General features: G+C 66.9%; 10 protein-coding genes. 3 read left to right on the top strand and 7 right to left on the bottom strand.

Translation table 11 applies throughout. From position 1 onward, the window contains the following. Window positions 1-88 precede the first annotated feature (88 nt). Complete coding sequence (locus tag AL3_RS02650; RefSeq protein ID WP_066296238.1) at window positions 89-1741, top strand: DHA2 family efflux MFS transporter permease subunit; 1653 nt, start codon at window positions 89-91, stop codon at window positions 1739-1741. Here AL3_RS02650 and AL3_RS02655 read toward each other — a convergent pair. Both AL3_RS02655 and AL3_RS02660 read right to left on the bottom strand, forming a co-directional pair. Then, a complete protein-coding gene (locus tag AL3_RS02655; RefSeq protein WP_066296239.1) occupies window positions 1738-3045 on the bottom strand; it encodes a GAF domain-containing protein in 1308 nt (435 codons plus the stop codon). The genes AL3_RS02650 and AL3_RS02655 overlap by 4 nt on opposite strands. 409 nt (window positions 3046-3454) lie before the next feature. Next, window positions 3455-4846 carry an FAD-dependent oxidoreductase gene (locus AL3_RS02660; protein WP_370664938.1) on the bottom strand — a complete coding sequence of 464 codons (1392 nt, stop codon included), beginning with the start codon at window positions 4844-4846 and terminating at the stop codon, window positions 3455-3457. Between the two features lie 219 nt (window positions 4847-5065). Here AL3_RS02660 and rarD point away from each other — a divergent pair, with 219 nt between their 5' ends. Next, window positions 5066-6130, top strand: coding sequence for an EamA family transporter RarD (gene rarD, locus AL3_RS02665; protein ID WP_083521375.1), 1065 nt, complete (start codon window positions 5066-5068; stop codon window positions 6128-6130). An 88-nt stretch (window positions 6131-6218) separates the two neighbouring features. Here the strand turns inward: rarD and AL3_RS02670 are convergent, their stop codons facing one another. From AL3_RS02670 to AL3_RS02680, 3 genes are all read right to left on the bottom strand, one after another. Further along, complete coding sequence (locus AL3_RS02670; protein ID WP_083521376.1) at window positions 6219-7673, bottom strand: CAP domain-containing protein; 1455 nt, start codon at window positions 7671-7673, stop codon at window positions 6219-6221. Between the two features lie 228 nt (window positions 7674-7901). Continuing rightward, a complete protein-coding gene (locus AL3_RS02675; protein WP_066296246.1) occupies window positions 7902-9548 on the bottom strand; it encodes an amidohydrolase in 1647 nt (548 codons plus the stop codon). A 78-nt stretch (window positions 9549-9626) separates the two neighbouring features. Beyond that, entirely contained in the window at window positions 9627-10949 is a 1323-nt protein-coding gene (locus AL3_RS02680; RefSeq protein WP_066296249.1) for an MFS transporter, read from the bottom strand. 119 nt (window positions 10950-11068) lie between these two features. Here AL3_RS02680 and AL3_RS02685 point away from each other — a divergent pair, with 119 nt between their 5' ends. Beyond that, window positions 11069-12007: a LysR family transcriptional regulator gene (locus AL3_RS02685; protein ID WP_066296251.1), complete on the top strand. Its 939-nt coding sequence runs from the start codon at window positions 11069-11071 to the stop codon at window positions 12005-12007. Window positions 12008-12114: 107 nt separating this feature from the next. On the opposite strand, the gene AL3_RS02690 is transcribed toward AL3_RS02685, so the two are convergent. Both AL3_RS02690 and AL3_RS02695 read right to left on the bottom strand, forming a co-directional pair. Further along, window positions 12115-13686: an APC family permease gene (locus AL3_RS02690; RefSeq protein ID WP_066296257.1), complete on the bottom strand. Its 1572-nt coding sequence runs from the start codon at window positions 13684-13686 to the stop codon at window positions 12115-12117. Beyond that, window positions 13683-14576, bottom strand: a complete 894-nt coding sequence (locus AL3_RS02695) for a universal stress protein (RefSeq protein ID WP_066296259.1) — start codon at window positions 14574-14576, stop codon at window positions 13683-13685. Before AL3_RS02695 ends, AL3_RS02690 begins: the two co-directional genes overlap by 4 nt. Window positions 14577-14579 lie beyond the last annotated feature (3 nt).

Raw genomic sequence — 14579 nt, forward strand, 5'->3', positions numbered from 1 at the left:
GACGGAGCCGGCAGGATTATTGTTGCCAAAGGCAACATCTCCGAACCGTCCGGATCTGCTCTCCGGACCCACCCCACAAGGACGGCATATGGCTTCCGATTACCGCGCCGGCCAGGACGCTCAGCTCCCCAGCCGCTATCTCCGCTACCGCTGGTGGGGCCTGCTGGCCATCAGCCTCGGCGTGGCCATGATCATCATGGACTCCACCATCGTCTCGGTAGCGGTGCCTTCGATCGTCGCCGACCTCGGTATCTCCAGCACCCAGATTCAGTGGGTGCAGGAGATCTACACCCTGCTCTTCGCCGCCCTGCTCCTGACCTGGGGTCGGATCGCGGACCGGGTGGGACGGCGGCGGGTGATGCTGATCGGCGTCGTACTGTTCGTGGCCGCCAGCGTGCTGTGTGCCCTGGCCGAATCCGGCGGCATGCTGATCTTTGGCCGGGCCGTCCAGGGCCTGGGCGGGTCCATGATCCTGCCGACAACACTGGCCCTGCTGAATGCGAACTTCCACGGCCGCGAGCGCGGAATTGCCTTCGCGGTCTGGGGATCGACCATCGGCGGCATGGCGGCTGTTGGCCCGCTGCTGGGCGGGTGGCTCACCGAAAACGCCAGCTGGCGCTGGGCGTTCGGCATCAACGTCCCGGTGGGGCTGCTGATCGTGGCGGGCCTGCTGCTCTTCGTCGCGGAGTCCTCGGAGACCGTGACCGGTGCCGCGCAGCGCCTGGACCTCGGCGGTGCCGCCCTGTCCATTCTTGGTTTCGGCGCGCTGGTCTTCGGTCTGATCGAAGGGCGCACCTACGGCTGGTGGAACGCCTCGGCTGAGGCCCCCTTCCAGGTGGGCAGCCTTTCCCCGGTCCCGCTGGCGTTCCTGGTCTCCGCTGTGGCCCTGGTGTCCTTTGTGCTGTTGCAGCGCTCACGGACAGCCGCCGGCAAGGGCGTGATCCTGGACCTGTCCCTGTTCCGCATTCCGTCCTTCGCCAACGGCAACGTCACGGCCCTGATTGTCAGCTTCGGTGAATTCGGATTAATCCTCTCCCTGCCGCTGTGGTTCCAGAATGTGCTGGGCTTCAGCGCGTTTGAAGCCGGGCTGGCGCTGCTGCCGCTGGCGGCCGGATCTTTCTTCGCCAGCGGCGGAGTTGCCGCCCTGGCCAGGAAGTTCAGCCCTATCTTTGTGGTTCGGATGGGGCTCGGGCTGGAAATCATCAGTATCGCGGCCCTGGCCCTGCTGATCCGGCCGGACAGCACGGCCTGGCTGACTTCCCCGATCCTGCTGGTGTACGGCATGGGCGTGGGACTGGCCACTGCCCAGCTCACCTCTGTGGTCCTGGCAGATGTTCCCCTCGCGAAGAGCGGCCAGGGCTCAGCCACCCAGAGCACTGCCCGCCAGACCGGATCCGCACTGGGCATCGCGGTCCTGGGGACCGCCTTCTTCACCACGCTTCGCACCGGAACCGAAAACGGGGTGGCCGATTCCCTCGCCGGAGCACCGCAGCTGAGCGGCGCGCTGGAATCGGTCAATGCCACCTCCGGCGGCAGCATCCCGGCCCTGGCTGCCGATCCGCAGACCGCGTTCATCGCTGACGCTGCCCGGGAAGCAATGACCAGCGGGGCTGCCCTGGCTGGATGGATTGCGGCCGCTGCCCTGCTGATCGGTTTCCTGACCAGCCTGCGCATTAAACCGTCCGTCGGACCGCAGGCCGACGAGCCCGCGGACACCCGGACCCCGGCACCGAAGGCCTAAGCCAGGTCCTGCTCAATCCGCTGCAGTCCCGCCACGACGCCCGCCCGGCGGGGTGAGCGGGCCGGCAGCAGCTGCAGGGCCAGGCGCCACGCCTCGGCGTCGTCCGCTGCTTCCGGCAGGCGAAGGTACTGGAGCAGCGGGTCGATGCCCGCATCTGCGAGCACCGCTTCCCGCAGCACCGAACTGAGGCTGCGCCGCAGCTCCGTGATCCCGGGTGCCTGGGAGTGGGGCAGGACTTCCCCGCGGTAAATGTTCAGGGCGAGCCGGTGGGCTCCCCGTTCCAGGCAGGAGCGGACCTGGCCGGCGTCGACCACCAGTTCCCGGGGCAGCCGGTACGGGCGGGAAGCCGGCACCATATCGGTGCCGGCCGGAGTTTCCCGGGCCAGCAGCTTGCGCAGCCGCAGCATCTCGGCGCGGACTGTGCCCACGGAGGACTGTTCCGGATAGGCCAGGACTGCCAGTTCCTCAGCCGTCAGTCCACGCGGGTGCAGCGCCAGCAGCGCCATCAGTTCAGAGTGCCGCGGGCTCAGGTGCAGGCGGGTACCACCTACGCACAGGACGGCGGAATCCGCGCCCAGGATCTGCAGGCTGTCCTGGTAGAGGCTGGGACGAGGCTTGGATACCGGGCTCCGCGTCCGGCGGGGAGCCCGGAACTGGAGGCGTTCAACGTGCAGCTGGGCCTGGGCCGCCGCGACCGTTGCCTGTACCAGCGCCAGCGTGTGCACGGCAACGGCCTCTTCCTTACCCGTGATGTCCACAACGCCCAGGACGGCGCCTGAATCCGGGTCATGGACGGGTACGGCGGTGCAGGACCAGGGATGCACCTGGACACTGAAATGCTCCGCGCCGGCAATCTGCACGCTCCGCCCGGTCACCAGGGCCGTGCCCGGGGCGCTGGTGCCGATGGAGTTCTCTGACCAGTCCGCCCCCGGCAGGAACATCATGCCCTCTGCCCGGCGGCGCAGCTCCGGATCCCCGTCGACCCAAAGCAGCCGCCCCAGCTGATCCCCGACGGCCACCAGGAGACCGCTTTCCCTTCCGGGCTCCACCAGCAGGCGCTGGATGACGGGCATGATCGAGGCCAGGGGGTGGGAGGCACGGTAGGCCTGGAGGTCGTCGTCGCCAAATACCAGGGCGGGCTGGGCGTCGTCGGGATTGGGATGATGCTGCAGGGAACGCTGCCACGACTCTTTGACGCCGGGACGAAGGGTATCCAGGACTTCACCCTGCGTCCGCATGCTCTCATGCGCCCGCCACGCCTCCTGCTGGAGGAACTCCGCCGTCCGGGGCCCACGCTCCCGCACACCACTTCGACTGTGCTGCACCGTCCAACCTATCCGCGCTGATAAGGAGACCGCTTGCGCCGGAAACCCCTCACACACCCGCGGGCACGCTTCCGGTGTTCCGGGCAGCCTGAGGCTGCCCGTCCATGGTGACACGTGAAACCCTCAGGTTCCAGAGCAAATCCCTGGGGTTCCGTTCGGGGTTCGGTTCGGTGACCTGTTCGGTGATCTGTTCGGTGACCTGTCCGGTGAGTGGCAGGCCTGGCGGCCCGGGAGCGTGGAAGGCCGCGGGAGTTGCGCATCCGGATACTCAGCGGACTGCGCCGGCAGCAGCGTGTGATCCGCGGGCAGCTTTTCGGCCTGCGGAAACGGCAGAAGCCGGGGCCGCGGATGCGGCCCCGGCTTCTGAAGCTGAGGGTGTTGCCGGGTGCTACTGCACGCCCTGCCGGCTGGTCCGGATCATCTCCTCGCGGTCCACTACCTTGACGCGTTCGCGGACCAGGTCGCCAACACCGGGATCGCCGTGGACGTAGCTGGCGCCCAGCGACATCTCGTGGGCGTCGAGCTGCTTCCAGCCCTGCCAGGTGGTGTACTCAACGCCGCGCTCTTCGAGAAGGCTGATGATGGCGTCCGGTTCCGGCTCTTCGGCAGCAGGCAGCGTCCGGCGGTCTTCCAGCAGGAAGCCGATGGTCTCCAGGGCATCACCCTTGGTATGGCCAATGAGGCCAACCGGGCCACGCTTGATCCAGCCGGTCGCGTAGATGCCGGGAATGGGCTGGCCGTCGGTGTCCACCACGCGGCCGCCCTCATTCGGAATCACGCCGCGGCGGGAGTCGTAGCCCACCTCGGGCAGTTCGGAGCCGAAGTAGCCCACCGCCCGGTAGACGGCCTGGACGGGGTAATCCACGAACTCGCCGGTGCCGCGGGCGTTGCCGGTGCCGTCGAGTTCGGTGCGTTCCATCTTGATTCCGGCAACCTTGCCCGGAGTGGCGGGATCGTCGTGGATCTCCACCGGGGAGTGCAGGAAATGCAGGTGCAGGCGGCGGGAGGCACCGGTGTCCTGCTCCTCAACGAGCCAGTTAGTCAGCGTGTTGACCATGGTCTTGGTCTGGTTGTTGGTGCGGATCTGCTCATCCGAGGCCTCATCGAACTCGAAGTCCTCCGGGTACAGCACAATGTCCACGTCGCGGGAGTGCGAGAGTTCCCGCAGTTCCAGCGGAGTGAACTTCACCTGGGCCGGTCCGCGGCGGCCAAAGATATGGACATCCGTGACGGGTGACTTCTTCAGTCCCTCGTAGACGTTCGCCGGAATCTCGGTGGTCAGCAGGTCATCAGCGTGCTTGGAGAGGATCCGTGCGACGTCGAGGGCCACGTTGCCGTTGCCGATGACGGCGATTTCCTTGGCGTCCAGGGGCCAGTCCCGCGGAACATCCGGATTGCCGTCATACCAGGAGACAAAATCGGCGCCGCCGTAGGAACCGTCCAGCTCAATCCCGGGAATGTCCAGCGGCGCATCCTTGAGCGCGCCGGTGGCGAAGATGACCGCGTCATAGAAGTGCCGGAAGTCCTTGAGCGTCAGGTCGCGGCCGTAGTTCACGTTGCCCAGGAAGCGGATATCGCCGCGGTCCAGGACCTTCTCCAGCGCCTTGACGATGCCTTTGATGCGGGGATGGTCGGGAGCAACGCCATAGCGGATCAGCCCGTAGGGGGTGGGGTACTGGTCGAAGAGGTCGATGCTGACGTCGAAGTCGCGGTCGGCTTTGGTCAGGATGTCTGCCGCGTAAACGCCGGCCGGACCAGCACCGATAATTGCTACTCGCATGGGACGCTGCGAGCTGTCCGGGGCTGTGTTAGACACGTAAAGTCCTTCTTCTCGGGAGATCTCTGAAAGTCAGGGAGCAAGTCACTGAACGTCACTGAACGCAAATGGCGCACATTTGTTTATTCTAATTGCCGCGTACCACGGCGTCTAAACGGCACCGGCGCCAACCCGCGAAAACGGACACGGAATATGCGCAGGGCGTAGTGCGTTGCACCGCACATGCCCAATGAGCAACCTCCCGGCAGTTCCCCTGCCTACGCCGCCTCAAATACCGCCGCCCGGAATGCGCAGGGACCGCCAGCGCAGGGCACCGCCGCCCCGGCATCGGATGCGGGTCCGCCCGGAACGGTGAACGGGCCCGAGCGGGAGGGCAAAATCAGCGGGTCCGGTCTGCTCTTTGGCATTGGCGCCTACGGCATTTGGGGATTCCTGCCGCTGTACTTCCTGCTCCTGGAACCGGCGGGACCAGTGGAGATTGTCGCCGCGCGGGTTGTCTTCTCCCTGGTGTTCTGCGCCTTCCTGCTGACGGTGATGCGGTCCTGGCGCCGGGCATTGACCTCGGTGCGGGATCTGCGGATGCTGGGCACCCTGTCCCTGGCTGCAGTGCTGATTGCCGTGAACTGGCTGGTCTTTTCCTGGGCCGTGCTTAACGGCCATGCCGTCGAGGCCGCCCTGGGCTACTTCATCAACCCGCTGGTTTCGGTCCTGCTGGGTGTTTTCCTGCTGAAGGAGCGGCTGCGGCCCCTGCAGTGGGCAGCCATCTCGGTGGGCTTCATCGCGGTCCTGGTTTTGGCATTCGCGTACGGCAATGTTCCCTGGGTCGCGCTGACCCTGGCGTTCAGCTTCGGTTTTTACGGCCTGGTCAAGAAGGGCGTCGGCGGGAAGGTTGATGCCGTCTCCAGCCTGTCCATCGAGACCGCCGTGCTGGCTCCGCTGGCCGGCGTCGTCCTGGTGGTGATGGCTGCCAACGGCACCGGCACGCTGCTCAGCTTCGGGCCGGCCCATTTCTGGCTGCTGGCCGCGTCGGGCATTGCCACGGCCGTGCCCCTGATCTTCTTCGGCGCGGCGGCCAGCCGGCTGCCGCTGACCATGGTGGGGATGCTCCAGTACCTGGCGCCGGTCCTGCAGTTCATCATGGCCCTGGTCGTCTTCCAGGAGGCCATGCCTCCCGAGCGCTGGGCAGGGTTTGGGCTCGTATGGCTTGCGCTGGCCATGCTCAGCATCGACATGATGGGTTCCCCGCGCCGGGCCCGGATCCGCCGGGCGGCTGCCAGCACGGCATAGCGGGTGCTGCCGGCAGGGACCACGGGGCCGGAAACGAGGAAAGCGCAGGACCGGCTGGTCCTGCGCTTTCCTGTTTGCCTGCTGGCCGCTAGGCCGTCTCGGACCGGCGGCCCCGCAGGTACACCAGGGCTGCTGCCCCGGCGATGATCATGGCCGCACCCGTTCCAGCGAGCAGCGCCTGGCCGGCTGAGAACCCGGTCGAGGCCAGCTCAGCGGGTGCACCAGGCCCTGCAGCAGTGGCTACGCCGAGCACGTTGACCTCAGCCTGCACCGTGAAGGCCTGCCAGCCGGCCAGGGCGCCGTCCCGTTCGTACAGGGCTACCCGGTGGCCGCCGGCTTCCAGCCCGGCGGGGATGTCGATCCGCAGCAAGCCGTTCGCATCAACGGTGAAGCTGCCGGCCTTTACGGGCGTGGAATGCAGGAAGACCTGATATTCGTGTCCCGGCGTGAGCCCGGAAAGGGTGAGGCTGCTGCCGCTGGTCCTGGTTTCGAAGCTGCCGCGCGCATCGGGGGTCAGCGCCGCAGGGTCGCTGGTCTGCAGCTCAACGCGTTCTCCAACCCCGGTGGCAGCTGCCGGGTTGCCAGCTGCTGGGTTGCCAGCTGCCGGGTTGCCTGCTGCCGGCTCGACGCCGGTTCCCTCAGGTTCGGGGGTTTCCAGGACCGGTGTTTCCACCGGATCAGGCGTCTGCGACGGCGCTTCCGGGGAAGGCTCTGTGGATTCCACCGGGGCAGGGGGATCCGTCACCGGTGCCTGCGGGGTTTCGCTGGGTGCAGCCGGCAGAGTCGGCTCGGCCGGTGCTTCGGTCGGCGCCGGTGCCGGTTCCGGCACGGTTTCAGCGGGCGGGTTGCTCGGAGCGGGTTCCGGCGCGGGAGCCGGTGCGGGAGCCGACGGTTCAGCCGAAGGCTCCGGATCCGGCGCCGTTTCCGCCGGCGGATCGGCCGGTGCCGGCTCAACTGGCGGTGCCGGCTCTACCGGCGGTGCAGGCTCCGCGGGCACCGTGGGCTCCGGCGCAGGAGCCGGCGTTTCAGCAGGCGGGGCAGGTACGGCCGTGCCGGCGTACTGACCGAAGTTGACGGTGGCCAGGTACACGCCCTTGTTCGGCCCCTCCGTCAGCTGGACCACACCGATTCCGATGTCCGTATCCGCAGCACCAAGCATGTTCCCCCGGTGCGGGGCAGAGTTAACCCACCATTGGAAGGCCTGGTCGACGCTCATGTTCCAGGCGATGTTCTCGGAGTACCCCAGCGCGCCCGCCGGGTACTGGGCAGCAAAATCCGGGTTGTGCAGGAAAGTGCCGGCGCCGTGGACGCTGGCGGTCTGCGCAGACCGCAGGGTCCAGTCCTGGGCGACGGCGGCGATGCCGCTGTTCCAGGCCAGCGGCTTGAGTGCATGCTGTGCACGGTATTCGTTGATCAGGGAGTGCAGCCTGCCGGCCGCCACACCATCCAATGAAGTGGCCGACGCCGCGGGCAGCGCCACGGCTGTCGCCCCCAGAGCCAGCATCAGGGCAGCGAAAGCCCCAGCGAGTTTCCTCAGTCGCATTATGTAAATCCTTATGCCTCGAGACCCGCGGCAGTCCACCGTGGAGGCCTATGCTGCGCGTCCATCCCCACCGGACGCGACACACCGCATGCGCGCGGTGCTTGACAAGCAATCTAACGCAGACCTCACAGATTCACAACAATCCCATGATTACCACAAGTCACAGGAGCACCAGTTGTGACTTCCTGGCCGAAGAACATCCGGTACCGATTCCCCCAGGCAGCGCACCTACCCCAGGAAGCCCGCGGCGTCGTACAGCATTTCTCCTCCGACGACGGTGCCCACTACCTCCGTTTCGCGGATGCGGGACGGATCAATGCCGAACAGGTCTTCAGAGAGCACCGTGAAATCGGCGAGCATCCCGCGCCGCAGGGTGCCCTTGTCCCGTTCCTGGCCCACCGCGTAGGCGGAACCGAAGGTGTACGCGCGGACGGCTTCGCCGACGGTGAGCCGCTCTTCCGCGCCCAGGACCCGCCCGGAAGCCGTGCGCCGGTTGACCATGTCATGGATGGAAACCAGCGGATTTCCGTCAGAAACGGGTGAATCGGTGGATCCGGGCAGGACCATCCCCGCATTCAGCAGTGATTTCATGCGGTAGATCAACGGCGCCAGCGCCGGTTCGACGGCGTCCATCATGCCGTCGCCGAAGTCGGAGATGAAGCTTCCCTGCGGAACTGCCGTGAGTTCCAGGGCTGCCGCCCGGGCCACCTGTGCGTCCGACGCCAGTGCGAAATGCTCGATCCGGTGCCGCACGCCGGGCCGCGGCAGGATGCGCTGCGCTTCTTCGACCGCATCCATCACATGGTCGATGGCCGCGTCGCCGATGGCATGCGTGGCCACCGTCCAGCCGGCGGTGTGCGCTCCGATGATCATGCTTCGAAGTTCCTCGGCGTTGTACTGCATCACCCCGTGGTTGTGCGGTTCGCCGTGGTAGCAGTGGTGCATCGCCGCGGACCGCCCGATGAAGGAGCCGTCGGAGACGATCTTGACCGGGCCGACGCGCAGCCGGTCATCCCCCAGCCCGGTGCGGATCCCCAGATCGAGCCCGAACAGGTCCTGGCCCTTCATACCTTCCACCGCGTGCAAAGTAGTGCAGTATGGCATCAGGGTCACCCGGGTGCGCAGGGTCCCCTCCTCCACCGCCTGCTGGTAGGAGTGGAAGTCCAGCGGGGTGTTGCCGACCATGCGGTGGTCCCCGACGCCGGGTTCCGTCACCGAAGTGAGGCCGTACCGCAGCGCCTGGCGGCCGGCCAGGCCGAGGTTCCGCTGCACCTCACCCAGGTCCATGGGCCGGACCATATCGTAAATCAGCACCATGGCCCGTTCCTGGAGCAGCCCGGTGGCGCGGCCTTCGGCGTCGCGTTCCACGTGACCGCCGGCAAAGTCCGGAACGCCCAGGCGGCCCGGGTAGCCGGCCAGCTCAAAGGCGCGGGTACTGGCCGCACCCATGTGGCCGGAGACGTGTTCCAGGAACACCGGCCGCCCGCCGGATGCCTGGTGCAGGGCTTCGGCGTCGGGATGGGACCCGAGGAAGTTCTGGTCGTAGCCGGATCCACGGACCCAGCCCTCGGCCGGCAGGGTCCGCGCGTGTTCCGCTACGGCCGCGTAGAGCTCCGCCAGGGTCCGCACCTTGCCGGGCCGCAGATCCAGCGCAGCGAGCCGGGCGCCGGTCAGGGACAGATGGAAGTGTGCGTCGTGGAAGCCCGGAAACACCGCTGCTCCGCGCAGGTCGATCACCTGCGCCGCACTGACGCCATCCAGGTCGGCGTCGAACCCGGCAATCCGTCCGCCGATAACGCCGACGCGGCTGGCAAGGGGATAGTCCGGGTCCAGGGTGTGGAACTGTCCGTTGGTAAAGATGGCATCAATGCGCATGGGTTTTCCTAGCTTTGGCCCGGCGCCGGAACAGGTGGGGAACGGTTCCAGCGCCGGGAGATGTGCGGTGGGTGCCGGTCAGGCCGTTGCGTTTACCGGATCGTTTTGGGCTGCGTGCCGCCGGTTGGCAGCACGGGAAAGCCCGAGGACGCCGAGAATGGTGGCCAGCAGCATGGCGGTGTAGAACGCCGCCACACCCCAGGGACTGCCGTTTGAGCTGTTCAGGATCCACTGCGCCACCAGCGGAGTGGCGCCGCCGATCAGCGACGAGCACAGCTGGTAGGCCAGGGAGACTCCGGTGTACCGGATGTTGGCGGGGAAGGCTGAGGCCAGCGAGTTGGCCAGCAGCGCGTAGTAGGCGGTGCCGCCCAGGCAGGTGATGTACAGGGTGATGGCGATGGCCCCGGGGTTGGCCGAGCTGATCGCCTGGAAGAACGGGACCACCATAACGACCGCCAGTACCAGCCCCCAGACCATAACCTTCACGGCCCCGATCTTCTCCGCGATCCAGGCGGCAATCGGCTGCCAGATGAACTGGAGGATTGCCATTCCGAGCAGGACGTTCAGCATGGTCTGACGCTCGATGCCCAGGGTTCCCGTAGTCCAGGACAGCAGGAATGTGTTGGTGAAGTAAGCCAGGGAGATACCCATGATGGAGGCAGCGATGCCCAGGAAAACGATGGTGGGTGCACTGCGGAAGACCTCGGCGATGGGAGCCTTGACGACGGTGTTGCTGGCCTTAGCGGCCTCGAAGTCCGCTGATTCTTCGACCTTGAGGCGGATGAGGAGGCCAATGACCACCAGCAGTGCGGAGACCAGGAACGGAATGCGCCAGCCCCAGGACAGGAAGGCCTCGTCGGGCAGCATACCCACCAGCATGAAGGCGACGGTGGCCAGGATTGATCCGGCAGGTGATCCCTGTTGGACCCAGGCCCCAGCCATGCCCTTCTTTTTCTCGCTGGCGTTCTCCGTGGCCAGCAGGACAGCCCCGCCCCATTCGCCGCCGACGGCGATCCCCTGCAGCGCGCGCAGGATGATCAGCAGGACCGGAGCCATCACGCCGATCTGGGCGTAGCCCGGCAGCAGGCCGATCAGGGTCGTGGCGCTGCCCATCATGATCAGGGTGATCACCAGGACATTTTTGCGTCCGAGCTTGTCCCCGAAGTGGCCGAAGATCATGCCGCCGATGGGTCGGGCCAGGAAGCCCACCCAGAAGGTTGCGAAGGACGCCATCAGGGCTGCTGCGGGCGATGCTCCGGGGTAGAAAACATGCCCGAACACCAGAGCGGCGGCGGTGCCGAAAATGTAGAAGTCGTACCACTCGATGGCCGTGCCAACGAAGGCACCCGTGGTGGAACGCTTCTGCCGGGCACCGGCGTCTTGCGTGGAGGAAGCTGTCAACGTGGAGTCCTTGAGGTGTCTGGCCTGGATTCGGATCCGGGCGGAATGTGATGCAGAACCCACTTTGCGGCAGCGGCAAGATAACTGTCTAATGACTTTTTGGCACAGTGCCATAACCTATGGACATGATGGATCAGCGTGACCTGCAGTATTTTCTGGCCGTGACCGGCCACGGCACCGTGAGCGCGGCCGCTGCGGCGATCTACGTTTCCCAGCCCGCTGTCTCCCGCCGGATTGCCGGACTGGAGCGGAAACTGGGGGTGCGGCTCTTCCGGCGGACAGCCTCGGGAATGAAGCTCACCCCGGCCGGGGAACGCGTGCGGGAGCTGGCCCAGGACCTGCAGAACCGGCAGGACCGGGCGGACGGGGTGCTGCGGGCCATGCGCCGGGGACATCAGTCCTTTACTGTGGCCTGCCCTGAGACAACAGGGAACTTCTTCATCGCGCCGTTCATTGCCGAGGGCGCCCCGATCGCGGACATCCAGCCGGCCCATCCCGGTGAGGTGTATGCCCGGCTGTCCACCGGAGTGGACATGGCGGTCAACACCTCCGAGCCCCCGCCGCACCTGCGCGGACACCACCTGGCGTCGGCACCGGTGTTCGTGCACTTCCGCTCCGGTGGCCGGCTGGCCGCTTCCCGCGGCGAAGCGGAGCTCGCCGATGTTGCCCGTGAGGCCATGCTGCTGCCCGGCCATGGCAGTGCGATCGAGCGAACCGTCCGGGACACGGCCCTGGCCGGGGGAATCGATCTGGCCCTGGCCCGCACCACGAGCAACGGCACCATGGCCCAGGCCATGGCGGCTGCGGGCCACGGAAAGGCGGTCACCATTGAACCGGCAGGCTTCGGCTTGGAGAGCGCCTTCCTGGTCCACCGGGGCAGGCGCCTCAGCGTCGGCCTCTACGCCGGCTGGGAACCGGACCACTATGCTGCTGCGGAACTTGGCGGCCTCGCAGCTGCCCTCGGGGTCTGGATGCAGGCCCGGATTCCCCGCCTGACCACCGTGGGGCCACCGCACACCGCCTCCACCGTTCCGGAGGGCCTGCTGCCGCCCTCCTGAGAGCTGCATCCGCCCGCGGGAAACGGGAAGCCCGCGGCACTCCCCCATCAGCGGGGGTGTCCGCGGGCTTCCCTGCAGGCGCAGGTTTGCCGTGCCGGGCTAACCGGTTAGACCGACGGCACGTCCTCCTTGCCGGGAGCTTCGTCCGGCGCGCTGCCGGAGTGCCCGACCCGCAGCGTCTCACCCCGGAAGAACCCGGGGTTGCGCCGGTACATCAGGAGCATCAGCACCGCACCAAGGGCGATGACGCCCATGCCCAGCACGAAGACCAGGCCCACGCCGCCCACCGAGGAACCGGAACCGTAGGCCGGATCCATGGAGTCCAGTGCCGTCTTCAGGAACATCACCCACAGGATGATGCCGCCAAGGGCCGGGGCCAGGAACTTCACCAGGAAATTGCGCATGCTGCTGAAGGCTTCGCGGCGGAAGTACCAGACGCAGGCCAGGGCGGTCAGCCCGTAGTAGAAGCAGATCATCAGGCCCAGTGCGGTAATGGTGTCCCACAGGGCGTTCTCCGAGAGCAGCCTGGTGATGACGTAGAACCCCGCGGCAGCCACGGCTGCCGCCACGGTGGCATAACCCGGAGACTTGTGCGCCGGGCTGATCCTGCTGAAGCTGCGCGGCAGGGCACGGTAGTGTCCCATCGCCAGCAGCGTGCGCGCCGGTGAGACGAAGGTGGACTGCAGTGACGCAGCTGAACTGCTGAGGATGGACAGGGACATCAGGATGGCGAACGGCCCCATCACGGGACCGGCCAGCACCGCGAAGATGCTCTCCTGGTTGTCCGGGTTGCCGGCGCCCAGCTCTCCGTCGCCGACGCCGGCGTAGGAGATCACGGCGAGGGCAATCATCATGTAGATCAGCACAATCACGAACACCGTGGCCGTAGCCGCGCGGCCCGGCGTCTTCTCCGGGTCCTTGGTCTCCTCATTCATGGTGAGGGTGACGTCCCAGCCCCAGTACACAAAGATGGAGAGGGATACACCGGCGGCGAACGCCGAGAAGGATTCGACGGCGAACGGGTTGAACCATTCGGCGCTGATCTGGGTGGGGTCAAAGGCCGTCCCGTTGGCTACATGGACGAACGCAGCAACGGAGAACCAGGTGAGCACCACCAGCTGGAAGGCTACGAGGACGTACTGCACCGTTTTGGTGGTTTCGACGCCGCGGTAGGAAATCCAGCAGGCCACGGCAATGAACACGAGCGTCGTTGCTATGTTCAGGGGAAGGTTCAGGGTCAGGTCGGCCAGGGCGTCATTGCCCGTCACCTGCGCGAGCATGAGGTAGAAGAAGTCCACCGCGACGGCGGCGAGGTTCGAGAGCACGATGATGGTGGCGGCAATCAGCCCCCAGCCTCCCATCCAGCCGACCCAGGGCCCAAAAGCCCGGGTCGCCCAGGTGAACGACGTACCGGAGTCCGGCATCGCGGTGTTCAGTTCGCGGTACCCGATCGCCACCAGGATCATCGGGATGAAGCCGACCAGGAAGATCGCCGGCAGCTGCACCCCCACCTCGGAAACGGTGGGGCCCAGCCCCGAGGTGAGGGTGTACGCCGGGGCGATGCAGGAGATGCCGATGACGACGGCGCCAATCAGGCCGACCTGCCCGCCCTTCAGTCCCTTGCTGGAGAGCCCGCTTCCTTCTGCGCCCGGGCGCACTGTTTTTGACTTGGCGCTCATTGCGGTTCTCCTGTCTGCGGTGCGGGTGCAGCCGCACCCGAGGTGCCCATGTAGCCGCGGGGAACCACGACCATCGGGACCGGAAGGCTGCGCAGTACCTTCGAGGCAGTGGTCCCCAGGAACAGCTGGTTGTGCAGGGCGAGGCGGCTGGAGCCGATGATGAAGATCTCCCCGTCCTCGAAGTCCAGGTTGTCGACTGCGTTTTCGATGGTGCGTCCCTGCGCGACCTCGCCGGTGACCTGGCACCGGCCGCGGGTGAGGGTTTCAGCCTTGGCGACGCGGTCGGCCACATGCTGCCGGGCTTCGTCCAGGGCAGCGCTCTGAGATGAAGCCAGCGCCACGAGCGAAAGCAGGCGCAGCGGCAGGCCGCGCTGGGCGGCAGACGCGGCGCCGACTTCCAGGACGTCCTCGGCCCCGCGCCGTTCACCGACAGCACAGGTGACCCGGGTAATCGGATCGGTCCGGCTGTAGCCGTACGGCGCCAGGGCCACGGGAACGTGGGCCGCGTGGAGCAGAGCGTTGGCCACGCTGCCCACCGTGTAGCGCTTGAACAGGCCGTTGCTTCCGGCGCCGACCACAATGAGCCCGGCACCGAACTCGGCTGCTGCGTCGATAAGTCCGCGCGCGTCGGAGTCGGCTGCCCGGATGTGGCCCCGCGCCTCGATGTCTTCCGGCACCATGGCCAGGGCCTCGTCCAGCCAGGTCCCGAGCTGCTCAGCCAGCAGCGTGGCGTAGGACCGTTCCGGGGGATAAACCGCCGTATAGGGCGACTGCTCGGGATCGATCATCACCAGGTCCAGGGACGCCCCCTGGCTGCGCGCAAGCGCACAGGCCAGGTTCAGGGCATCCCGGCCCCGCTCCGTTGCGGCGTAGCCGACTACGTAGCGCACTGG

It is taken from the genome of Arthrobacter luteolus NBRC 107841 (assembly GCF_001552075.1).
Lineage (GTDB): Bacteria > Actinomycetota > Actinomycetes > Actinomycetales > Micrococcaceae > Arthrobacter_B > Arthrobacter_B luteolus.